General features: G+C 67.0%; 15 protein-coding genes and 2 pseudogenes. 9 read left to right on the top strand and 8 right to left on the bottom strand.

The window, feature by feature from the left end; genetic code table 11:
- Window positions 1-33: 33 nt before the first annotated feature.
- Entirely contained in the window at window positions 34-1,140 is a 1,107-nt protein-coding gene (gene pstS, locus EJK91_RS06910) for a phosphate ABC transporter substrate-binding protein PstS (protein ID WP_125078552.1), read from the top strand.
- A gap of 109 nt (window positions 1,141-1,249) precedes the next feature.
- The gene (locus tag EJK91_RS06905) at window positions 1,250-3,268 is read left to right on the top strand and encodes a serine/threonine-protein kinase PknD (RefSeq protein WP_125078551.1); all 2,019 of its coding nucleotides are present in this window, start codon (window positions 1,250-1,252) and stop codon (window positions 3,266-3,268) included.
- A 77-nt stretch (window positions 3,269-3,345) separates the two neighbouring features.
- On the opposite strand, the gene pstA is transcribed toward EJK91_RS06905, so the two are convergent.
- From pstA to pstS (EJK91_RS06890), 3 genes are read right to left on the bottom strand one after another with little or no spacing between them, the layout of a single operon-like run.
- Entirely contained in the window at window positions 3,346-4,257 is a 912-nt protein-coding gene (pstA, locus tag EJK91_RS06900; protein WP_125078550.1) for a phosphate ABC transporter permease PstA, read from the bottom strand.
- Complete coding sequence (pstC, locus tag EJK91_RS06895; protein ID WP_024443907.1) at window positions 4,254-5,216, bottom strand: phosphate ABC transporter permease subunit PstC; 963 nt, start codon at window positions 5,214-5,216, stop codon at window positions 4,254-4,256. Before pstC ends, pstA begins: the two co-directional genes overlap by 4 nt.
- A complete protein-coding gene (gene pstS, locus EJK91_RS06890) occupies window positions 5,213-6,328 on the bottom strand; it encodes a phosphate ABC transporter substrate-binding protein PstS (protein ID WP_125078549.1) in 1,116 nt (371 codons plus the stop codon). The genes pstC and pstS (EJK91_RS06890) overlap by 4 nt, the downstream gene beginning before the upstream one ends.
- Window positions 6,329-6,575: 247 nt before the next feature.
- Here pstS (EJK91_RS06890) and hrpA point away from each other — a divergent pair, with 247 nt between their 5' ends.
- The gene (gene hrpA / locus EJK91_RS06885) at window positions 6,576-10,574 is read left to right on the top strand and encodes an ATP-dependent RNA helicase HrpA (RefSeq protein WP_125078548.1); all 3,999 of its coding nucleotides are present in this window, start codon (window positions 6,576-6,578) and stop codon (window positions 10,572-10,574) included.
- On the opposite strand, the gene phoU is transcribed toward hrpA, so the two are convergent.
- The 5 genes from phoU to EJK91_RS06860 form a co-directional block, all read right to left on the bottom strand.
- The gene (phoU, locus tag EJK91_RS06880; RefSeq protein WP_024443910.1) at window positions 10,563-11,231 is read right to left on the bottom strand and encodes a phosphate signaling complex protein PhoU; all 669 of its coding nucleotides are present in this window, start codon (window positions 11,229-11,231) and stop codon (window positions 10,563-10,565) included. The genes hrpA and phoU overlap by 12 nt on opposite strands.
- Before the next feature lie 54 nt (window positions 11,232-11,285).
- Window positions 11,286-13,526 carry an LCP family protein gene (locus tag EJK91_RS06875; RefSeq protein ID WP_125078547.1) on the bottom strand — a complete coding sequence of 747 codons (2,241 nt, stop codon included), beginning with the start codon at window positions 13,524-13,526 and terminating at the stop codon, window positions 11,286-11,288.
- A gap of 183 nt (window positions 13,527-13,709) precedes the next feature.
- Window positions 13,710-14,864, bottom strand: coding sequence for a tRNA dihydrouridine synthase DusB (gene dusB, locus EJK91_RS06870; protein ID WP_277424715.1), 1,155 nt, complete (start codon window positions 14,862-14,864; stop codon window positions 13,710-13,712).
- A 14-nt stretch (window positions 14,865-14,878) separates the two neighbouring features.
- On the bottom strand, window positions 14,879-15,880 hold the full coding sequence (locus EJK91_RS06865) for an acyl-ACP desaturase (RefSeq protein WP_024443913.1): 1,002 nt from the start codon (window positions 15,878-15,880) through the stop codon (window positions 14,879-14,881).
- 109 nt (window positions 15,881-15,989) lie between these two features.
- Entirely contained in the window at window positions 15,990-16,574 is a 585-nt protein-coding gene (locus EJK91_RS06860) for a TetR/AcrR family transcriptional regulator (RefSeq protein WP_125078566.1), read from the bottom strand.
- Window positions 16,575-16,932: 358 nt separating this feature from the next.
- Between EJK91_RS06860 and EJK91_RS21705 the strand changes: the two are divergent.
- From EJK91_RS21705 to EJK91_RS06835, 6 genes and pseudogenes are all read left to right on the top strand, one after another.
- Window positions 16,933-17,295, top strand: a pseudogene (locus EJK91_RS21705) (SDR family NAD(P)-dependent oxidoreductase); the annotation flags it as partial.
- 136 nt (window positions 17,296-17,431) lie between these two features.
- Window positions 17,432-17,838 (top strand): annotated as a pseudogene (locus EJK91_RS22320) (SDR family NAD(P)-dependent oxidoreductase); the annotation flags it as partial.
- 15 nt (window positions 17,839-17,853) lie between these two features.
- A complete protein-coding gene (locus EJK91_RS06850; protein ID WP_125078546.1) occupies window positions 17,854-19,287 on the top strand; it encodes an aldehyde dehydrogenase family protein in 1,434 nt (477 codons plus the stop codon).
- A 487-nt stretch (window positions 19,288-19,774) separates the two neighbouring features.
- Window positions 19,775-20,407 carry a TetR/AcrR family transcriptional regulator gene (locus tag EJK91_RS06845; protein WP_125078545.1) on the top strand — a complete coding sequence of 211 codons (633 nt, stop codon included), beginning with the start codon at window positions 19,775-19,777 and terminating at the stop codon, window positions 20,405-20,407.
- Between the two features lie 428 nt (window positions 20,408-20,835).
- The gene (locus EJK91_RS06840; protein ID WP_125078544.1) at window positions 20,836-21,717 is read left to right on the top strand and encodes an IclR family transcriptional regulator; all 882 of its coding nucleotides are present in this window, start codon (window positions 20,836-20,838) and stop codon (window positions 21,715-21,717) included.
- A complete protein-coding gene (locus EJK91_RS06835) occupies window positions 21,714-23,933 on the top strand; it encodes an acyl-CoA dehydrogenase (protein ID WP_125078543.1) in 2,220 nt (739 codons plus the stop codon). The genes EJK91_RS06840 and EJK91_RS06835 overlap by 4 nt, the downstream gene beginning before the upstream one ends.
- Window positions 23,934-23,985 lie beyond the last annotated feature (52 nt).

Here is a 23,985-nt window from a genome sequence, read left to right as displayed (position 1 = left end):
GTGGTTGCCACGCCGACTGCCGAAGGAGCGCCGTTGAGGATCAACCGATTCGGTATCGTCTCGAGCCTACTGGCGGCCGTACTGCTGACGGTCGTGGCTTGCGGTGGTGGCGGATCGTCGTCGGTCTCGGGCGCGGGCTCGTCAGCGGTGCAGTGCGGCGGCAAGCAGAGGCTGACCGCGAGCGGGTCGACGGCCCAGGCGCACGCCATCGAACAGTTCGTCTACGCCTACATCCGGGCTTGCCCCGACTACACCCTGAACTACCGGGCCAACGGCTCTGGCACCGGCATCGCCGAATTCTCCAGTGGGCAAACGGAATTAGCCGGTTCCGACTCTCCTCTCGATCCGTCGAACGGTGAGCCGCAGCGGGTGGCCGCGCGGTGCGGCTCAACGCCTTGGCACCTGCCTACGGTCTTCGGTCCGATTGCCGTGACCTACAACATCGGCGGCGTCAATGAACTCGACCTCGATGGGCCCACGTTGGCCAAGATCTTCAACGGCACCATCACCAAGTGGGATGACCCCGCGGTGAAAGCTCTCAACAAGGACGCGGCATTGCCTGCCGAGCCCATCCACGTGGTGTACCGCAGCGACGASTCCGGAACCACCGACAACTTCCAGAAGTACCTCGACGTCGCCTCCGACGGCTCCTGGGGCCGCGGCGTGGGCAAGACCTTCAACGGAGGTACCGGGGTCGGAGCCGCCGGCAACGACGGCACCTCGGCGATGCTGCGCACCACCGAGGGGGCGATCACCTACAACGAGTGGTCCTACGCGGTGGGTCGCGAGCTCAACATGGCCCAGATCATCACGTCGGCGGGTCCGCAACCGGTGAACATCTCCGTCGACTCGGTGGATAAGACCATCGCCGGCGCCAAGTTCAGCGGTGCCGGCAACGACCTGGTGGTGGATACCTCGTCGTTCTACAAGCCGACTGTGGCGGGCGCCTACCCGATCGTGCTAGTGACCTACGAGATCGTCTGCTCCAAATACCCCGACCCCTCGACGGCGCAAGCGGTCAAGGCGTTTATGCAAGCGGCGATCGGCGACGGACAGCAGGATCTGGACCAGTACGGCTATATTCCGCTGCCGCCGGAATTCACGTCGAAATTGAAGACGGCGGTCGACGCTATTTCCTGATCGTCGAGGTCTGCGGCGATCCATTTTGACTGGTAACCTTTGGTTAATCTTCTGTTCACCGCAACAGTTGATCGCGTGATGCCAAACCTGACCGGGTGAATGGAGCGTCGTGAACAATAACGGACCGGCTTCCCAGGTGGGTTCCCAATTCGGTCCTTACCGGTTGCTTCGGCTGCTGGGGCGAGGTGGCATGGGTGAGGTCTATGAGGCCGAGGACACCCGCAAGCACCGATCGGTCGCACTGAAGCTGATCGCCCCCGTACTGTCGGGCAATCCGGCATTCCGAATCCGGATGCAACGCGAGGCCGACGCCGCGGGCCGGCTGACCGAGCCGCACGTGGTGCCCATCCACGACTACGGCGAGATCGACGGCCAGATGTTCGTCGAGATGCGGCTGATCGACGGCAACGACCTCGGCATGGAGTTGCAGCACTCCGGCTCGCTGGCCCCGGCGCGCGCCGTGGCGGTGATCGAACAGGTGGCCGCCGCTCTGGATGCCGCGCACGCCAGCGGAATCACCCATCGCGACATCAAGCCGGCGAACATCCTGCTCACCCGCGATGATTTCGCCTACCTGGTCGATTTCGGCATCGCCCGGGCCGCGGCAGATCCCGGCCTGACCCAGACCGGGATGGCGCTGGGCACCTACAACTACATGGCGCCCGAGCGGTTCAGTGGGGGCGAGGTCGACTACCGTGCCGACATCTATTCGTTGGCCTGCGTGCTGAGCGAGTGTCTGAGCGGTCAGCCGCCGTACCGGAGCGAGACCATTGAACGACTGATCGCCTCCCATCTGATGGAGCCCGCCCCGCGGCCCAGCCAGCTGCGGCCGGGCCAGGTACCGATCGGATTGGACCAGGTGATCGCCAGGGGGATGGCGAAGAATCCGCGGGAGCGATACAGCAGCGCCGGCGACCTGGCCCGCGCCGCACATGATGCGCTCACCACCGCGGAGCAGCATCAGGCCGCGATGATCGTCCAGCAGGGCGGTGTGGCCACCCGAATGGCCAGCGCCGTCAGTGCCTCCACCAACGGCGGCGCGAGCTCTCCGGCCAACGGCAACCGCCAACAGCCGGCCGGCTACGCACACCGTGCCTATGAAGCGAACTCCTACGACCAGCCACACGAGCAGACTCAGATGCGGCCCGTCCCGAGCGGGTGGCGGGACCGGCCGGCGGCGCAGCCCCCGGCCGCCGCACCGGCGTTTGCCGCCGAGGCAAAGAACCGTGGGAATCGCCGATGGTTGGTGCCGGCCGCGGCCGCCGCGGCGCTGCTGTTAGCCACCGGTGTGGGGGGCTACGCGGTCACCCACCGTTCGGAGACATCGCCCGGGAAGACGGTGTCGGCGAACGGGCAGAGTGTGCTGCCCTTGGAGGGGCTGAGCTTCCGGCTCTCCCCGGGCGGGTTGGCGCTGGACAGTAGCGGAAACGTCTACGTCACCAACCAGAGCATGTACGGCCGGGTGGTGAAGCTGGAACCGGGATCGAACACCCCGGTGATGCTGCCGTTCACCGGGCTCTACGAACCGCAAGGCGTAGCAGTCGATCGGGCCGGCGCGGTGTACGTCACCGACTTCAACAATCGGGTGGTGAAGCTGGACCCGGATTCCCACGTCCAGTCCGAGCTGCCGTTCACCGGGCTGAATTACCCGGAAGGCCTGGTGGTGGACAACGACGGCAGCGTCTATGTCGCCGACCGGGGTAACAATCGGGTGGTCAAGTTGCCGGCCGGGGCCGACGCCCAGGTGGTGCTGCCGTTCGCCGGGCTGCACAATCCCGACGACGTGGCTGTCGACTCCTCCGGCAACGTCTACGTCACCGACACCGACAACGATCGGGTGGTGCGGCTCGCCGCCGGATCCAATACCCAGAGCGTGCTTCCGTTCACCGGTCTCGATGCCCCGTGGGGCGTCGCCGTCGACGGGGCCGGCAACGTCTTCGTCACCAACCACGACAGCCACACCGTGGTGAAGCTAGCCGCCGGGGCCAATACCCAGACGAAGCTGCCGTTCACCGGACTGAACACCCCACTGCAGGTCGTGGTCGGTGCGGACGGCACCCTTTACGTCGCCGACCGGGGCAACAACCGCGTCGTGAAACTGGTCGGCGGCACCGAACCGCGGGGCTGATGCGGCGGTTCCAGCGTCGGCTCTCCTTCGTCGAGCCTCGCTAAACCGCCGGGTTGATGCGGCGGTTCCAGCGCCGGTCAGCGGTCGTGGACGGAGGTGAGCCGCGTCGCCACCGCTGCCACGATCGCGCTCACTGCGACCAGGATGATCAGCGTCAGCGCGGCACCCCAGACTCGGGCGGCCCCGGCGGCCTCCGGGTTCCCCAGCTCGGAGTAGATCAGCAGCGGCAGCGAAGACATGTTGTCGCGAAAGACGTCATAGTTGATCGAGCGGCTGTAGCCCACCAGCACCAGTACGGGGGCGGTCTCGCCGATGATCCGGGCGATCGACAAGAAGATCCCCGACAGGATGCCGGAGAGCGCGGTGGGAATGACGATGCGCAGGATCGTCTTCCATCGCGGCACCCCTAGGGCGTAGCTGGCCTCCCGCAGCTCGTCGGGGACCAGGCGCAGCATCTCCTCGGTGGAACGCACCACGATCGGCAACATCAGCAGTGCCAGCGCCAGCGACACCGCGAAGGCGCTCTGCTCGAAGTTGAGGGTGGCGATCCACAGGCTGAAGACGAACAGCGACGCCACGATCGAAGGCACTCCGGCAAGCACGTCGACCATGAAGGTGGTCAAACGCGCCCAGCGGCCGCCGCCGTACTCGATCAGGTAGATCGCCGTCATCAGCCCCAGCGGTACCGCCAGTACGGCGGCCATCCCGGCTTGCACCAAAGTGCCGTACAGCGCGTGGTACACCCCGCCGGCGAACTCTTCGGGCAGTACGCCGCGCAGTGAGTGCGTCCACCAGCTGAGATTGGTGATCGCGTGCCAACCGCGAGACACCACGACCCAGAGCAGCCAGACCAATGGGACCGCCGCGACGGCGAACGAGGACACGAACGCCGCCGTGGCGAGCTTGTCCGTCAGCCGACGCCGAAGGCTGAGGTGATCGCGACGCGGCACCGATGGTTTGACCGGCGTGTCGAGCAGTTGGGCGGTCATCCGTTGACCTTGCCGCCGGCCACCGCGCGCGCGGCGGCATTGACGAAGAATGTGAGTGCGAACAATGCGAACCCCGCGGCGATATAGGCGCCGGTCGGCAGTGGAGCGCTGAACTCCGATGCCGCCGACGCGATTTTGGAGGCGAACGTGTACCCGCCATCGAACAGCGACCAGTTCCCGGGCTTGGCCGCGGCCCGCAGGATGATCAGCATCGCGACCGTCTCGCCCAGCGCCCGTCCCAGGCCCAGCATCGCCGCGGCGATCACGCCGCTGCGGCCATAGGGCAGCACGGCCATGCGGACCACCTCCCACCGAGTGGCGCCCAGGGCTTGGGCGGCTTCGATGTGAGCGAATGGGGTCTGCCGGAATACCTCCCGCGAGACCGAGGTGATGATCGGCAGGATCATCACCGCCAGCACGATGCCCGCGGTGAAGATCGTGCCACCGCCGGCCAGCGACACGTTGCCCTTATGGAACAGGAACAGCCAGCCGAAGTGACTTCGGAGGAATCGCATCATCGGCACCAGCATCGGCGCCAGCACAAAGATCCCCCAGAGGCCGAAGATGATGGACGGCACCGCTGCCAGCAGGTCGATCACCACGGCAAACGGTCGGGTCAACCGCCGGGGTGCGTACTGGGTGAGGAAGATCGCGATGCCCACCGAGATCGGTACCGCCAATATCAACGCGAACACCGAACTCAACACCGTGACCATCAGCAGGTCCCGGATGCCGAACGACAGGTGATCGGGATCGTTGGTGCGGAAGTCCGGGCTGGTGAAGAAATTCGCCTCGTTGGCCAGCAACGACGGGACGGCGCGCACCAGCAGGAAGATCGCGATCAGCGCGATCGCCACCACCACCGTCGATCCGGCCGAGACCGCGGCCGCCCGGAACAGCCGCTCACCGCGCGGYGAGCGGCTGTTCGCCAAGGGCGTCGAGGGAAGCCCGGGGGTCACGAGATGGCGTCGACCGCGGACGCCAGGCGAGCCTTGAAAGCCTCGGGGATCGGCACGTAGCCGTTGTCGGCCAGACCGCTCTGGCCCGCGCCGATGGTGGACTTCAGGAACAAGCGCACCGCGGTACCGACGTCAGCCTCCGGGTACTTCGAGCACACCACCTCGTAGGTGGCGAGCACGATCGGGTAAGAGCCCGTCTGAGTCGGCTGGTAGAACGACGCCGTGTCGAGCACCAGGTCGTTACCTTGCCCCTTGATCGTGGCACCGGCGATGGTCTTACCGACCGACTCGGTGCTGATAGCGACCGGATCGGGCCCGGCGGAGGTGACGATCTGGGCAGTCGCCAGATTCTTGGCCTGGGCGAATGACCACTCGTTGTAGGTGATCGCCCCCTCGGTGGAGGCGATGGCTCCGGCCGTGCCGTCGTTGCCCTTGGCGCCTTCACCGACGCCACCATTGAACGACTTGCCGACGCCCTTGCCCCAGGCCCCGCCGGAGGCGGCATCCAGGTACTGCTGGAAGTTGTCGGTGGTCCCGGACTCGTCGCTGCGGAACACCACGTGGATCGGCTGGGCGGGCAGCGTGGCCGTCGGGTTGAGCGCCTTGATTGCTGCGTCATCCCAGCTGGTGATGGCTCCGTTGAAGATCTTCGCGGCGGTCGGGCCGTCGAGAATCAGCGTGTCGACGCCCGGGATGTTGTAGGTGATCGCGATGGGGCCGAACACCACCGGCAGGTTCCATGCCGGGGATTCGCAGCGCTGCTGCGCCTCGGCGTAGTCGTCGCCGCTCAGCGGAACGTCGGAGCCGGCGAAGTCGGTCTGGCCGCCCACGAACTCCCGGATACCGGCGCCCGATCCGTTGGCCGTGTAGTTGACGTTGTGGTCGGGACACTCGTCGATGAACGCCTTGACGAACCGGGCCATCGCGTTCTGCTGGGCGGTCGATCCGCTGGCTTTCAGCGTGTCCGTGCCGCCGCAGTTGCCGCCCGCGGCCGCCGAGCTCGAGGTCGTCTTCTCACCGGTGTCGGCGTTCTTATCGCTGCCGCACCCGGATAACACCAATGCGCCGGTCGCCACAATGCCCAGCGTCGTGCCAATTCCGTTCAGTTTCACTTTGCCCTTTCGCAGACAAATTAGGGTGATGATCACTGGCGCGCCATCACGGATCAACCCGGCCGATAATTCGCAACATCGCGTGCTATCCGGGTCACTTCTCTATTTAATGCGGTGCACGAAGGTTACGGTAGGGTGAACAGCCATGATCTAACGGTGGAATTCTGGTGGAATTGGGATGACGCTGATAATGACTGGCTAAATGCCAGATGACAGGTGGGTCGCCCCGGCCCGTAAGCTTCGCGAAGTGGTGGAACCGTCCGTCGCGCAGTTGCGCACGCTCCTCGATGAGCTGACCCTGCGGGACGCGGTCTACTTCGGACGGCGCCTGAAGGACCTGCGGGGCGCAAAGCCCGAGCAGGTGCGAAAACTGGCCGAGCGGATGGGCGAGGCGCAAGCGCTGGTTGCCGCGCGCCGGGCCGCAGTGCCGGATGTCCGCTATCCCGACCTGCCGGTCAGCGCCCGCCGCGACGAGATCGCCGCGGCGATTCGGGATCACCAGGTCGTGGTGGTGGCCGGCGAGACCGGTTCCGGTAAAACCACTCAGCTGCCCAAGATATGCCTGGAGCTCGGTCGCGGAATTCGCGGCACCATCGGCCACACCCAGCCGCGGCGGCTGGCCGCCCGCACCGTTGCTCAGCGCATCGCCGACGAATTGGCCAGCCCGCTAGGCGATGTCGTCGGGTACGCGGTCCGGTTCACCGACCGGGTGTCCGATCGGACCCTGATCAAGCTGATGACCGACGGCATCCTGCTCGCCGAGCTCGAACGCGACCGGCGGTTGCTGCGCTACGACACGCTGATCATCGACGAGGCGCATGAACGCAGCCTCAACATCGACTTTCTGCTCGGCTATCTGCGGGAGTTGTTGCCGCGCCGGCCAGATCTGAAGGTGATCATCACCTCGGCCACCATCGAACCTCAGCGCTTCGCAGCGCACTTCGGCGGAGCCGAATATGGGCGCGGTGGCGGAGCCGAATATGGGCGCGGTGGCGGAGCCGAATATGGGCGCAGCGCGCACAACGGTGGGGGAGCGCCGATCGTCGAGGTGTCCGGCCGCAGCTACCCGGTGGAAATCCGGTATCGCCCACTGGAGCTCCCGGTCAGCCCGGAGGTCGCAGACGATTCCACCGACCCTAACGACCCGGATCGAGAGATCATCCGGACCGAGACGCGCGACGAGATCGAGGCGATCGTCGACGCGGTGCACGAACTGTCCGCCGAACCGCCCGGCGACATTCTGGTGTTCCTGTCCGGCGAACGCGAGATCCGCGACACCGCCGAGGCTCTCGGCGGGCTGCCCAACACCGAGATTCTTCCGTTGTACGCGCGGCTGTCCACCGCAGAGCAGCAGAAGGTGTTCGCCCGGCCCCGTTCGGGGCCGCAGAAGAACCGCATTGTGCTGGCCACCAACGTGGCTGAGACATCGCTGACGGTACCGGGCATCCGCTACGTGATCGATCCGGGCAACGCACGTATCTCCCGCTACAGTCGCCGGCTGAAGGTGCAGCGGCTCCCGATCGAACCCATCTCGCAGGCCTCCGCCGCCCAGCGCAGCGGCCGGTGCGGCCGCACGGCGCCCGGGATCTGCATCCGGCTCTACAGCGAAGTCGACTTCGACACGCGACCGCGCTACACCGACCCCGAGGTGTTGCGCACGAACCTGGCGGCTGTGTTGCTGCGGATGGCGTCGCTGCGGCTGGGTGCGGTGGAAGACTTCGGCTTCCTCGACCCTCCCGATTCGCGCAGCATCCGCGACGGGGTCGCGTTGCTGGTCGAACTCGGGGCGTTCACCGCGCAGGGGGCGATCACCGATGTGGGCCGTCGGCTGGCCCGGCTGCCGGTGGACCCGCGCTTGGGCCGGATGATCCTGGCTGCTGAGACCGAGGGCTGTGTGCGCGAGATGCTGGTGCTCGCCGCCGCCCTGACCATCCCCGACCCCAGGGAGCGGCCGGTCGATCGGGAGGAGGCGGCCCGGGCCAAACATGCCCGGTTCGTCGACGACGATTCCGACTTCACCGCCTACCTCAACTTGTGGTCGTACCTATCAGAGCAGCGGAAGGCTTTGAGCGGCAGTGCGTTTCGCCGCATGTGCCGTAATGAGTTCCTGCACTACCTGCGGATTCGGGAATGGCAGGACCTGGTCGGTCAGCTGCGCAGCATCGCCGCCGATATCGGCATCCGTGAATCTGGTGAGCCCGCTCAACCGGCTGCTGTGCACGCTGCGTTGTTGGCCGGGTTGTTGTCGCATGTCGGGATGCGGCGCGAGGACGGCCGGGAGTTCGCCGGTGCACGCAACTCGAAATTCGTGTTGGCGCCCGGATCGGTGCTGGCCAAACGACCGCCGCGCTGGACGATGGTCGCTGAACTGGTGGAGACCAGCCGGCTGTTCGGGCGGACCGCCGCGCGCATCCAGCCGGAAACCGTCGAGCGGGTGGCGGGCGATCTGGTGCAGCGCAGCTACAGCGAGCCGCATTGGGATGCCAAGCGCGGCGAGGTGATGGCCTTCGAAAAGGTGACGCTCTACGGGTTGCCGCTGGTGGCGCGCCGCCGGGTGGGCTACGCCCGGGTGGAGCCCGTGGTGGCCCGCGCGCTGTTCATCCGGCATGCGCTGGTCGACGGCGACTGGGTGGCCCGGCACCGATTCCTCGCCGACAACGCAGCGCTGCGCACCCAGCTGCACGAGCTGGAGGACAGGGTCCGTCGTCGCGACCTGATCGTCGACGACGACACCGTGTATGACCTCTACGACACAAGGATTCCCGCCGAGGTGGTCTCGGCACGGCACTTCGACGGCTGGTGGAAGAAGCAGCAGAAGATTACCCCTGACCTGCTGACCTTCACTCGCGATGAGCTGCTGCGGGCCGACGAGACACTCGGCGCCGACCGGCCGGACAGTTGGGCGACCGCCGATCTCGCGTTGCCGCTGAGCTATCGCTTCGAGCCGGGCGCCGCCGACGACGGGGTCACCGTCCATGTCCCGATCGATGTGCTGGCACGCCTCGGCGGCGACGAGTTCGCCTGGCAGGTACCGGCGCTGCGCGAAGAGCTGATCACCGCGCTGATCCGCTCCCTGCCCAAAGACCTGCGTCGTAACTTTGTCCCGGCGCCCGACACCGCGCGCGCGGTGCTGTCGTCGATCGGGCCGTCAGGCGAGCCGCTGCTGGAGACGCTGGTCCACGAGCTGCGTCGCCGCACCGGTGTGCTGGTCGGAATCGATGCCTTCGACCTGAGCAAGGTGCCGGCGCACCTGCGGGTGACCTTCGCCGTTCAGGCCGCCGACGGCACAGAGGTGGCTCGCGGCAAAGACCTTGGCGTCTTGCAGGATCGGCTGGCGGCGTCCGCCCGCGCGGCGGTCGCCGATGCGGTCGGCGCGGAGCTGGAACGCAGCGGGCTGCGCAGCTGGCCGGACGACGTGGACACGCTGCCGCGGGTCGTCCAGCGGGTGGTAGCTGGGCGCGCCGTTCGTGGCTTCCCGGCTTTTGTCGATGCCGGTGCCACCGCGCAGCTGCGGGTGTTCTCCACCCAGGCGCAGCAGGGCTCCGCGCTCGGCCCCGGTATCCGCCGGTTGCTGCGCTGCGACATTCCTTCGCCGGTCAAAACTGTGGAGCGTCAGCTGGATTCGTCGACCCGGCTGATGCTCAAGGCGAACCCGGATGGGACGTTGGCCGCGCTCATCGACGACTGTGCCGACGCTGCGACCGATGCGTTGGCACCAATACCGGTGTGGACCCGCGACGAGTACACAGTGCTGCGGAATAGGGTGGCCGCCGAGCTGGTGCCGACCACGGTTGACGTGATTACCCGAGTTGCGCAGGTGCTGGCCGCGGCCCGCGACACCCAAGTGGCGCTGCCGGCGCAGCCGCCGCCCGCCCAGGCCGAGGCGTTCGCCGATATCGTCGGCCAGCTGGATGCGCTGCTGGCGCCCGGTTTTGTCACCGCCACCGGTCGCGCGCATCTTGGGGATCTCATCCGCTACCTCACCGCGGTCCGTCGCCGGGTGGAGCAGCTGCCCCGCGCGTTGCAGGCTGACCGGGAACGGATGGCTCGGGTACACGCGGTGCAGCATGCCTACCAGGACCTCTTGGCGACCCTGCCCACCGCTCGCCATCGCGACAACGATGTGCGCGACATCGCGCGCCAGATCCAAGAGCTACGGGTGAGTCTGTGGGCTCAGCAGCTCGGTACCCCGCGCCCAGTCAGCGAACAGCGCATCTACCGGGCGATCGACGCGCTACTCGCTTGACGGCAGGGTGTGCTCGTCGGGAAACTTGCCAGTCGCCTGGAAGATCACCCGACGAGCGACCTCGACGGCGTGGTCGGCGAACCGCTCGTAGAACCGCCCGAGCAGCGTCACGTCCACGGCTGCGGCCACTCCGTGCCGCCACTCCTTGTCCATCAGCACCGAGAACAGGTGCCGGTGCAGGTCGTCCATCGCGTCGTCTTCTTCGCGGATCCGGGCGGCCTTTTCCGGGTCGCGCGACAACAGCACCTCTTGCGCACTGTTGCCCAACTCGACTGCAAGCCTGCCCATTTCGGCGAAGTACCCGTTGACCTCTTCGGGCAGTGCGTGCTGCGGGTGGCGACGGCGGGTGATCTTGGCGACGTGCAGGGCCAATGCGCCCATCCGGTCGATGTCGGCCACCATCTGAATGGAGCTGACGATCGCGCGCAGGTCCCCGGCAACCGGGGCCTGCAACGCCAACAGCACAAAGGAGCTTTCCTCGGCGCGGGTACTCATCGCGGCGATCTGCTCGTGATCGGTGATCACCTGCTCGGCCAGCATCAAGTCGGCTTGCAACAGGGCCTGGGTGGCGCGTTCCATTGCTGCCCCGGCCAAGCCGCACATCTTGCCGAGCTGTTCGGCCAGATCCGAGAGTTGCTCGTGGTACGCGGTTCGCATGCCCTCAAGACTAACCGTGGACCGCGATCCGCGCGGGTTGGGCGGGAGTGGGCGCTACTCGCAGGTGGTGTCGGCGGCGTTGGTGACGGTCAGGTCATCGGGTAGTTCGGTCGGCTCGACGCTGGCACCGCGGTTGAGTTGCACACTGACCTGCGAGCCGCTGGCGACGGGCTTGGTCACGGCACGGAAGTCTGACCCGAGCACGACGCGGACGATGCCGCCCAGTCCGCTGACCCGCTCGATCGGCGCGCCCGACAATGCCGAGGACACCGTGGCGGCGGCCTGCTCGTTTCCGGGGGAGTACAACACTTTGGTGGCCTTGACGGTGCCGGGGTAGTCGTCGGCGTTGTCGACGTTGAAGCCCCACCGTTGCAGGCTTTCGGAGGTGGCGCCGGCCAGGCCGGATTGCTCGGTGGCGTTGGACACCCGGACCATGACATCGGCGGGTGAGGTCGTGACTGCGTGCACCTGTTCGCTGAGCGGTTTGACCACCGGGTCGGTCGGGGCGCCGGGCACAGCGGTGGACGGGGTCGTGGGGCTGGCTGCCGCCGTGGTCGGAACCGCGGTGGCGTTGTGGTCGTTCTCGCCGGGCAGGGGGTCATCGTTGATGATGGCGTCGAACAGTGCCCGCATGTCATCCATCCGGGGGACCTCGTCGCCGTTCTCATCGGTCTCACTTGTCGGCACCGTGACGAAGGTGATGTGGCCGGCGGCGACCTTCTGCAAAGACTGGCCGAGGTTCACCAGGTCTTTGGTGGTGACGTTGTCTACCGAGCTGTCGCCGATGAACATGTTGACCACGTTGTTGAGCTTGGTCGGCGAGAAGAAGGTGTTGGTGGAGATCAACGACCGCAGCAGCGACGACAGGAACAGTTGCTGGCGCTTGATGCGACCGTAGTCGCCGTTGTCCTCGGTGGTGACGTGCCGGGCTCGTACGTAGTTCAGCGCGGTGCCGCCGTTGACTCGCTGGCGTCCGGTGTCTTCGAGGACGCTGCCCAGCACCAGGTCGTATAGCGGGCTGGGGGTGCACACCTCGACTCCGCCCAGCGCGTCGACCATCTTGCCGAATCCGACGAAGTCGACGGCCATGAACCGGTTGATCGCCAGTCCGGACAGTTTCTGAATCTCCTTGACCAGGCACTTGGGCCCGCCGAAGGCGTACGTCGAGTTCAGCTTCGTCTCGGTGTAGACGATGTCGTCGCTGTAGGTTCCGGTTTCCTCGTCATAGATCGGCCCGTAGGCACCGGTCGCGGAATTCCAGGCCTCGCACTGGATGGGGGTGATCGCCAGGTCGCGGGGGAACGACACCACCACCACGCGTTTCCGGTTCGCCGGGATGTTGACCAGCATGATCGTGTCGGAGCGAGCTCCGTCGGCGTCTTCGGTGCTGCCGGCGCCGATGGCGCTGTTGGCGCCGGCGCGGGTGTCGGCGCCGACGATCAGGAAGTTCTCGTCGCCGTACTGGCCGGCCGCATCGAGAATGTCGTGCGAGTTGGGGTCCAATGCGCTGACGTGGTTGAGGCTGCGGTTTTTCGAAGAGCTCCACTGCCAGGCCGACCCGGTCAGCACCAGGGCGAGGATCGCCATCATGGCCGCGACCGCCCGCCCGGCGAGCCGCGCCCGGTGATGGGGCCCGTGCGGGGCCGGTTCGGCGACCGCCGGCGGCGTGCGGCGAGGCGGGTCGATTCGCGCCGGCGGTTCAGCGAGGCTCGACGGAGGAGAGGCGAAGCTGGGACCGCCGTATAAACCCCGCAGCATGTCGGGTCCGAATGAACCCGGCAACTCGGTGGTGGCTGGCAACTCGTCCCAGTCGGGGGCACCGGCCGGCTCGAGTGATGTGCCGTGAATACGGTCGAGGTCGGGCACTTCCGACGGGTAGGCCACTTCGGCGATGTCGGGCATGGGGTCCGCTACATCGGCGAGTTCGAGCGCCGCATACTCGGACTCGGGCTCGAAAACGGCGGCGGCCTCGGCCGGCTCGACGGGTTCCACGGGTTCGACGAACTCGGCTACTTCGCGACGTTCGGGTGGCACTGCGGCGGCCCGGCGCTGACTGCGTCCACCGGATGGCGGAGGCTCGGCATTGACCCTGGCGATCAGGTCGGCGACGCTCACCGACCCGTTGCGACGCCGGGACGCGTTTCGCCGGTGCGGGACGGGGGCGTCCGCAGGCGAGTTCTGCCAGCGCTCCCAAGGTGCGGGTCCGGGCGGTGTCATTGTCATCAGCTGACGGTCGCCGTCATCGGGGCCCTCCGGAGCCCAGCGGCCAGGAGTGGCGCTATCGCCGTCACTCATGTCCTCAGGAGCCTCCGAGTCTTCGGTACCAGCGCGCGTCGCTCGCACGCCGATGCGGTACGGATGATCGGCATTGATCTCCGCACCTGGATCTGCCTCCGCAGAGACGATCCCTGCCTGGGGCAATAAGGTACTTAGTCTACTGAGAACTTTCCAGACACGCGATGTCGACAAAGTCTCATTTCAGCCACCAGAGTGCATAATGTCCGCGCCGGCCGGCACCGCACAGTCATCCGGGTCGTCCAACCAGCCTTCGGGCAGGGTGACCTTGGCCGGTGAGCCCTGACGTCCGCGAGGGCCGGTGGCGGCCGCGGGGAAAGGGACGGAGACGTCCAGCTGCGTGAGCAGCCCGTCGAGCTCGGACAGCGTGGTCACCATCGCCAGCTCGCGCCGCAGCTCGGAACCGGCGGGGAATCCGTGCAGGTACCAGGCGACATGCTTGCGGATCTCGCGCATGCCCTTGTCCTCGCCGAAGTGTTGGGCCAGCAGGTCGCCGTGGCGGCGGATGATGTCGGCGACTTCGCCCAGCGTGGGCGGAGTGGGGGCGGGCCGGCCTGCGAAAGCCGCCGAGAGCTCGGCGAACAACCACGGGCGCCCCAGGCAGCCACGGCCGATCACTACCCCGTCACAGCCGGTGGCCGCCATCATGGCCAGCGCATCGCCGGCTTCGAAGATGTCTCCGTTGCCCAATACCGGAATCGACCGGACCTGCGCTTTGAGCGCCGCGATCTGCTCCCAGTCGGCGGTGCCGGAATAGCGCTGCGATGCGGTCCGGGCGTGCAGGGCCACCGCTGCGGCCCCTTCGGTCTCGGCGATGCGCCCGGCGTCCAGATGGGTGTGGTGGGCGTCATCGATGCCGATCCGGAATTTCACGGTCACCGGAATATCGGTGCCGGCAGTGCCGCGCACCGCCGCGGCGACGATATTGCCGAAGAGCCGGCGCTTGTAGGGCAGCGCCGACCCGCCGCCGAGGCGGGTCACCTTGGGCACCGGGCAGCCGAAATTCATGTCGATGTGGTCGGCGAGTCCTTCATCGGCGATCATCTTCGCCGCGGCGTAAGTGGTGTCGGGGTCGACGGTGTAGAGCTGCAGCGAGCGCGGTGACTCCTCCGGCCCGAACGTTGTCATGTGCAGGGTGGCGGGGTGTCGTTCGACGAGCGCGCGTGCGGTCACCATCTCGCAGACATAGAGCCCGCTCACCGTTCCGACCCGGGACTGTTCCAACTCGCGGCACAGAGTGCGGAACGCGACGTTGGTGACGCCGGCCATCGGTGCCAGCACCACGGGGCTGGCGAGCTGGAGCGATCCGATCCGCAGTGCGGGCTGCGTCTCGACCAGGCCGCCACCATTGACTACGGCGCTGATGGCTCCAACACCTTCTTGGCGGCGCGCTTCTCGGCCATCTTGGCCTCGCGCTCGAGCCGGCGTTGCTTGGCCAGCTCGAACTTCTCGCACGTGTCGTCCAACTCGGCGACGATCTTGCCGATCTCCTCTTGGTAGCGGGCTGCCTCGCCGCTGAACTCTCGCTCCAGGATGCCCCACTTCTTCAGCACCGGCATCACCACGTCGTCGCGGTGGATGATGGGGTCATAGACGCCGCCGACTGCGATGATCACGGCCTTGCGGCGAAACTCCGGGACGACGAATCCGGGCATCTGGAAGTTGGCCAGCACCCGGTGCAGCGAGCGCATCGCCTGTTCCGGCGCGATGTCGAAGCCGACGGCACTGACATCGCGGTAGAAGATCATGTGCAGGTTCTCGTCGTGCGAGATCCGGGCCAGCAGCTGGTCGGCAATCGGGTCGTTGCAGGCCTGGCCGGTGTTGCGATGCGAGATCCGGGTGGCCAGTTCCTGGAAGCTGACATAGATGACCGAGTCGAACAGGCTCTCGGCGAACAGGTCGCCGGAGACCTGGTGGTTCTGGCCCGGGCTGAAACCGCGGTTGACGGTCTCCATCCGCAGCGTTTCCAGTTCGATGGGGTCGCAGTTGCGGGTGACCACCAGGTAGTCGCGCAGGGCGATACCGTGCCGGTTCTCCTCAGCGGTCCAGCGGTTGACCCAGGTGCCCCAGGGGGCGTCCATGGTGAAGTTCATCGCGATCTCGCGGTGATACGAAGGCAGGTTGTCCTCGGTGAGCAGGTTCTGCACCATTGCGGTCCGAGCGACCTCGGACAGTTTCGACTGCTCAGGATGCCAATCTTGCCCACCGAGCGCGTAGTAGTTCTTGCCCTCCGACCAGGGGATGTAGTCGTGGGGGTTCCAGTCCTTGGCCATCGAGAAGTGTCGGTTGATGAGCTTCTCCACGACAGGCTCGAGCTCGTGCAGCAACTCTACGTCGGTCCATTCCCGCGTCATGCCAGCTCCCCAGATATCTGTGTCGACTAGTTGCAGGCAATATATCTGTACCTGTCGGTAGCATCAAGTTTTCCCGATGCGTGTTTGGCTGTGAACTTGCGGCCCCGGCTTAGCGCGAGATCTGAGCGCTGAGCAGCATGCCGACGCAGAAGTCGATGAACTGGCCGCGGCTGGCCTGGAGTCGGCCGTCCAGGTAGGCCGCGAACAGGGTGGTCAGCGCGCCGATCAGGCCGGTCGCCACCATCTGCTGGACTGCCGCATCATCGATACGAGTCAGGGTGCGCTGCAGCATCACGATGAAGTCCGGCATCCATTTGGCGCCCGCGCTGGCCAGCGCAGGCTCGCGCTCCGGGGCCAGTAGCAACGCCCGGCCACGCGCTGGGTCATCGACCATGAGGGTGATGAAGCCTTCCACGGCTTCTCGGGGGCTGCGGACCGACAGCATCGCCGCCAGCGCCCGTGTGCACACGTCGTCATATACCTCGCGCACAAACTCGTCGCGGTCGGCGAAGCTCTCGTAGAAATAGCGCTCGGTCAGTGCGGCCGCGCGACATACCGACCGGATGGTCAGGGCGGGCCCGCGTGGGTCGCCGAGCAACTGCACGCCGACGGCGAGGAACTCATCTCGGCGCAGGGCCTGACGTTCGATCAGTGAGGCTCCCGCCCAGCGGCCCCGGCGTTGGCTGGAAGACACTTCGGCATCTCCCCTCGGCTCGGCCTGGCGACGCGCGTGGCCGACCTCGGCGACGCTCGATGTCGGTTCCATCATGGTGCAAGGCGTTTTGGGCGGGTGGTCGCCCCGCCGGGGCAGGTGGACCGGCGGCGCTGACCGGGTGGCTAGTCAACATCGCATTGGTCCAGACAATAGCGCCGGCCGGCTCACGGGTTCCGCTCTTGACTCTGCGCTTGCCCCTGCGGAATAGTATTCTTCAGAACGAAGAATGACATATGTTGTCCGGACAAATCCGCGATCTCGGTGTCGGTCGGGCATCCGAATCGCGTTCTGTGCCAGGTGAAAGCGGGTCATTGCGGATCATTGCACTCCTCCCAGCCTGTCGAGCGATTTCAACCTCCTGGACCTTCGCGGCCGGATCGTGGTGGTGTCGGGCGCCGGCGGCGGCGGGATCGGCACGACGATCACCGCGATGGCCGCCCAGGCGGGAGCCACCGTGATCGCGGTGAGCCGCTCGCAGGAAAACCTCCGCGAGCACATCACGCCGCTGGCCGAGCGGGGTCTGGCGGTGATACCCGTGGCCGCCGACGCCTCCACCGACGAGGGTGTCGCCACGGTGCTCGAAGCGGCGCAAGGTGCCAATGGGCAGCTCTACGGACTGGTCAACGTCGCCGGTGGTGCGGAGCCGGCGACCTGGATGCCGTCGACCAGGGTGGCGCGCGCCGATTGGCGAAAGATCTTTACGCTCCACGACTCGGTCATCGTCGTGCAGGGCCGGACGAGTTTCGGGCCCTCCACAACGTCTGCATGCACCGCGGCCGCCGACTCGTGGAAATCCCCGCTGGGGCGAAGAACGCTTGCGTGCGCCCGCAAGTCGTTCGTCTGCGCTGGAGCACTACGGGCGGGTCGACATCGTCATCTACATGGCGGAAACGTCCGGCGGACCCCGTTACGTGCGATGAGCTAGGAAGACTTCGACGCGGTCCTGGACGTCCATCTGCGTGGCGCGTTCCATGTGGTGCGGGCGGTCTTCGGTCCGATGTGTGACGCAGGCTACGGTCGCATGGTGCTGACGTCCTCGATCGGCGGAATCTGTGGCAACGCCGACGCGGCCGTCTACGCGGCCGCGAAGTATCAACCGTCTTGGGCGATCGAGGACGTCGACGCGCAAAGCGGGGCAATCCGCGACGTCAGCGAGCCGGTGACCTTCCCGGTGGTTCCGGACGGGCACGCGGCAAATATCAGGTACCGCTTCGGGATGGCCAAGACAGACGGAACCCAGTAGTCGAAGGAGTTTGTGATGCGCGAGTACACCCAGTTCTACATCGACGGCCGGTGGGTGGAACCGGCTGACGGGAAGACGCTCGATGTCGACAACCCAGCAACCGAAAAGGTCTGCGGGAAAATCGCACTCGGTACCGCGGCAGACGTCGACCTCGCGGTCGCGGCGGCCCGGCGGGCCTTTGACAGCTGGTCGCAGAGCAGCCGCGCGGAGCGGCTGGAGCTGCTGCAGGCGATCCTGGCCGAGTATCAACGTCGCAGCGGCGATCTTGCCGACGCGGTGAGCGAAGAGATGGGGGCACCACCCAGCCTGGCCGCCGGAGTCCAGGTCAATCTCGGGGCGGGTCACCTCGTCACCGCGATCGATGCCCTGAAGAACTTCTCGTTCAGCGAGCAGCGCGGTGACACCTTGGTGGAACGCGACCCGATCGGGGTGTGCGGTCTCATCACACCCTGGAACTGGCCGCTGAACCAGATCGCGGTGAAGGTGTACCCGGCGTTGTCCACCGGCTGCACCATGGTGCTCAAGCCGTCGGAGGTCGCGCCGTTCTCGGCCTACGTCTTCACCGAGATCATGCATGCCGCGGGTGTCCCGGCCGGCGTGTACAACATGGTCAACGGCGACGGCCCCGGGGTGGGGGTGGCGTTGTCGCGGCACCCGGACGTCGACATGGTGTCGTTCACCGGCTCCACCCGCGCCGGCGTGGCGGTGGCGGAGAACGCCGCACCGACCGTGAAGCGGGTGACCCAGGAGCTGGGCGGCAAGAGCGCCAACATCGTGCTCGACGACGACGCGTTCGTCGACAGTGTCACCGCCGGGGTTTCGACCATGATGGTCAACTCCGGGCAGAGCTGTAATGCCCCGTCGCGGATGCTGGTGCCGAACTCGCGCATGGACGAGGCCATCGCGATCGCCCATGCGGTCGCCGAACAGGTCAAGGTCGGCGACCCCGCCGATCCCAAAGCGATCGGCCCGGTGGCGTCAGCGGCGCAGTTCGTCAAGGTGCAGGGCCTGATCGAGCAGGGCATCGCCGAGGGCGCTACGGTCGCCGCCGGCGGCGTGGGCCGGCCGGACGGGATTGAGATCGGCTACTTCGTCCGGCCGACTGTCTTCGCGCGGGTGACGAACCAGATGACCATCGCGCGCGAAGAGATCTTCGGCCCGGTGCTGTGCATCCTCGGCTATGACGACCTCGACGATGCTGTCGAGATCGCCAACGACACCGAGTACGGTCTGGCCGGCTACGTCTCGGGCGCCGATCTCGACGCCGCGCGTGGCATCGCCCGCCGGATCCGGGCCGGCTGGGTGGCGATCAACCACGCTTTCGACCTGAACGCACCGTTCGGCGGCTACAAGCGCAGCGGCAACGGCCGGGAGTGGAGCGACGCCGGATTCCACGAATACCTGGAGACCAAGAGCATTTTGGGCTACGGGGTGGGTGCCGCCGGCTGAGACGGCGGCGGCTCATTTCGTAATCGGCGTTGGTCGAGCCGCCTTCGTTTGCAACACGTTTCGATGGGTCGCACGCACTGGTCCGCGCCGGTGGCATTGGCCGGATTGACTGTTGGCACCATGCGGCCAGGGCATCGCACCAGACCTGTAGGCGGTCCCGGACCATAGCGGGGGTGCCGATCAAGGTGGTGGCCAGGACCTGTTCGATTCTCGAGAAATAGGTTGCAGCGCAATGGTATTAACCTGAATTGAGCCAAATCTTAGGTTGTTGCTGATCATGTCCCGCTCGGTTGTCTCGCTGCGGTGTTCCGAAGTGCCGTTCCCATTGCCATCCTGGCCCCGATGCCGGCAACGGTCGCCGCGGCCCGTTGCTGGACCTGCTGCCGGGTACTGCGCGTCTGCTTAGCATGGGTAGCTATGAGGGCAAGGGAGAGGCGTCGCTGCGGTGGCCGCCGGAGGATAGAGGTGATGATGCGCAGAAGGCCGTATGTCCGAATCGGGTAAAACGCAGCGCAGAATTGGAGCCCCGGATGCGAAGAATCGGACTCTGCTACTCGACGCAGCAGAAAATCTTCTCTTGACTGACGGTGCTGGTGCTGTCAGCTCTCGTCGTGTTGCCGAGCGGGCCGGTCTCAAGCATCAGCTTGTGCACTACTACTTCCGCACCATGGACGACCTGCTCCTGGCGATGCTTCGCCGGCGCGCCGATCAGGCGTTGCGGGAGCAGGCGGCAGTGTTGGGTTCGCCGCAGCCATTGTGGGCGCTCTGGCGATTCAATACCGACCCGACGTGGACGGCGTTGAGCATGCAATTCATTACCGTGGCCAACGACCGTCAGGTATTACGCGCCGAGATTGCCCATAACGCGGAGCGACTGCGCTCTGAGCAGATCGCCGCGGTCGCCGCGCTGCTGATGCGCTACGGCATCGACGAGGCCGAGCTCCCGCCGACGGTGCTGATGGTGCTCATGACCGGCGCCGCGCGGATGCTGGTCATCGAAAAGGAGGCTCTTGGCATGACCCTCGGCCATTCCGAGACCGTCGAGTTCGTCGAGCGCTGGCTGCGCCGGATCGAGGGCGAACCGCCGGATGCGCCACCATCCAGTGTCGCGGTTGACTAGTGTCTCGGCGGGCGCTCGGTGGCGACCACGAGCTGGTCGCCGGCATCTTGGTGATTCGGCGGGCGGCGCGGCGCCGGTCGTGAAGCCGCCAGTTCGGCTGACGTCGGCCAGCCTGGCGCGGTGATGATGCAGGACCAACGAGTCTTTGCTGACGAAGCCGGCGCGGCGCGACGCCTGTCGACGCCGATCTGTTCGGCGAGCTCAGCGTGCGGCCGGTATTTTGCATGCCTGTTTCGGGGCGGCGCCCTATAGGCCGGTCGGACGCGATGCGATGGTCCGGACCTTGCGGCCTTCTCCATTGCTCCCTGAGGCTCGATGAGCCTCACGCTTGTGTTGGGGGGGTTGCCGTCGGAAGCGCTGGGGGTGCATCCGGCTGAGGGCGCCCGCGGATTTGCAGACGTCGACTATTCGACGTACCTTTCGGAAATATGACGGTCCCCTCGCCGCCGACCGAGCGGGTGATGCGGATCCTGGAGTTGCTGGCCGCCGACCCGGAACGGCACTGCTCCCTGTCGGAGATCTCCCAGACCCTGGGCATCAGTCACGGCACCTGCCACGCGATCCTCGCCACCCTGGCCAGCCGGCAGTGGCTTGTACGGGACCGGCGGTCGGGCGGATATTCCTGGGGCCCCGCCCTGGCGGCACTGGCTCGCCCCATCAACCGGCAGGCCTTCCGGCCGGAGCTGCAGCGGCTTTTCGGCGCGGTCGGCCGCCAGGTGATCCTCGGTGCTCGCCAGGGCGCGACCGTGGTGGTGACCGACTCGGTCGGGGAGTCGATCGCCGGTCTCCGGCTGGGCGCCGGCTTCCGGATACCGCTGGTGGCGCCGTTCGGCCGTGAGTTCATCGCCGGCGCAGGCGAACCGGTCAGGAAAGAATGGGTCAGTGGGCTGGGCGCACCGTCGCCGCGGTTGCGGCGACGGCTGGCCGCCGTGGTCGACGAGGTCGGCCGGCGAGGCTACGCGATCGACCGGATGAGCCGCGAATACGTCCGGGTGTACTCGGCGCTGCAGGCGCTGGCGGCCGATGGCGAGCCTGACGAGATCACCGCGCGGTTGGCCACGGCTTTCGCCGATCTCACCGAGGTCGACTACCTGCCCGAGGAACTCGGCAACGCCGAGCGGCATCCGATCGCCAGTGTCTCGGCTCCGGTCCGCGACATCGACGGGACGGTGACGATGTCGGTGGGAGTCGCCCCCTTCGCGGCCCTGACCGCCGCGGAGGTGGCCGACCTCGGTACCGCCGTGCGAGAGACCGCCGCACGTATCCAATCCCAGTCGACTGCACGCGGAGAACGTGAGGAGAGCTCGTGAGCGTGACGCTCAGTGCGGAACAACGCCAGCTCGGCGAGTCGTTGCGGCAGTTCGCCGGCCGGCACGCGCCGATGGCCGACACCCGCAAGGCCTTCGATGCGCTGGCTGCCGGGGAACTGCCGTCGTGGTGGGACGACTTGGTCGCCAACGGGTTTCACGCGATTCACCTTCCTGAAGAATACGGCGGGCAGGGCGGCGGGCTGCTCGACGCCGCCGCGGTCCTGGAGGCCGCGGGAACAGTGTCTGTGCTGGGTCCGCTGCTGCCGACCGTGACCGCCGGCGCGGTCGGTCTGCTGGCCGAGCCCACGCCGGCACGGGAGCAGTACCTGCGTGCCCTTGCCGCCGGTGCGCCGGCGACCGTCGTGCTTGGTGAACAATCGGATTTCGCCGCGTGGCGCGCCGACGACGGCTGGCTGATCAGCGGTGCCTCCGACGTGATCTCCGGTGCCCGCTCGGCACGCCTGGCACTGATCTGCGCCCGCTGTGAGGACGGAACCGACCTCTGGGTGGTCGTCGACACCGACCGGGCGGCGACCCAGCCGGTGGCCGGCACCGATCTGCTCACCGATCTGGCCACCATCACCCTGGCTGATCACCCGGTCCGCGCCGGCGACGAACTGGCCGGGATCGACACCGAGCGTGCGGAGTACCTCGCCGTCGGCCTCGCCGCGGCGGTGTGTGCGGGCATCGCCGGCTGGTGCGTCGAGGCGGCCACCGCGCATCTGCGCACCCGCGAACAGTTCGGCGTCCGGATCGGTACATTCCAGGCATTGCAGCACCAGGCCGCCATGTTGCTGGTCAGCGCCGAACTGGCCTGTGCTGCAGCGTGGGACGCACTGCGCGCCGCCACCGACTCCGTTGAACAGCACCGCATCGCCGCCGCCACCGCGGCGTTGACGGCGGTGGCGCCGTGTCCGGACATCGTATTCGACACCTTGACGATGTTCGGCGCGATCGGGTTCACCTGGGAACACGATTTGCACCTGTATTGGCGCCGCGCCACCAGCATCGCCGCTTCGATCGGCGCGGCCACCGACTGGGCGCGCCGGCTCGGCGAGCTGACCGTTGCGCGGCAGCGAGACTTCACCGTAGATCTCGGCGGTGCGGAAGCCGACTTCCGGGCGAGGGTCGCCGCGACTCTCGACGCCGCCCAAAAGCTGGCCAACGACGGTCCGGGACGCCAAGGCGACTACCCGCACTTTGAAACGGGCCCGCAGCGGACGCTGATCGCCGAGGCCGGCCTGATCGCCCCGCAATGGCCCGCGCCGTGGGGACGCGATGCCTCCCCGTTGCAGCAGCTGATCATCATCGAGGAGTTCGCCAACCGGCCCGGACTGGTCCGGCCGTCACTAGGAATCTCCGAATGGATCCTGCCCTCGCTGGTACGAGCCGCACCGGCCGCGCTGCAGCGGCGGCTGATTCCGCCGACCCAGCGCGGCGAACTCGCCTGGTGCCAGCTGTTCTCCGAGCCCGGTGCCGGCTCCGACCTGGCGTCGCTGACCACTCGCGCGGTCAAGGTCGACGGCGGATGGCGCATCAACGGCCACAAGATCTGGACCTCGGCGGCGCAGCGCGCCGACTATGGCGCACTGCTGGCCCGTACCGACCCCGCGGCGGCCAAGCATCGCGGGATCGGCTATTTCATCGTGGACATGCGCTCGCCGGGCATCGAAATCCAGCCGATCGTGATGGCCACCGGGGCAGCCGAATTCAACGAAGTGTTCCTCACCGATGTCTTCGTACCCGACGAGATGCTGCTCGGGGAGCCCACCGAGGGTTGGCAGCTGGCGATCGCCACCATGGCCGAGGAGCGCACCGCCATCAGCGGATACGTCGAGAACGACCGGGCCGTGGCGCTGCGGGCCATCGCCGCGGCCCCGGGGCGATCGCGCGATGACGCACTGCGCGCGTTGGGCGAACTCGACGCCTACGCCAACGCGATCCGGGCGCTCGGAGTGCGCGAGACCATCAGGTTGCTGGACGGCGAGGGCATGGGGGCCTCGTCGAGCATCGCGAAGGTCGCGATGAACGTGCTGCTGCGCCGCACCTTCCACGCCACCTTGGCAACCGTCGGGCGACTGGCGATGGTCGCCGATTCCGACCCGGCCGTCGTCGAACCGTATCTGTTGTCGCCGGCCGAGCTGATCGGCGGCGGTACCAAGGAAATTCAGCTGAACATCATCGCGCAGATGATTCTCGGCCTGCCCCGCAAATGAGATGAAGGACCGCTGCATGGGACTACGTGGAGACGCCGCGATCGTCGGCTAT

Origin of the sequence: Mycobacterium sp. P7213, from assembly GCF_900604305.1 — a bacterium.
In the GTDB taxonomy this organism is placed as follows: domain Bacteria; phylum Actinomycetota; class Actinomycetes; order Mycobacteriales; family Mycobacteriaceae; genus Mycobacterium.
This window is presented reverse-complemented; position numbering and strand designations above follow the sequence as displayed.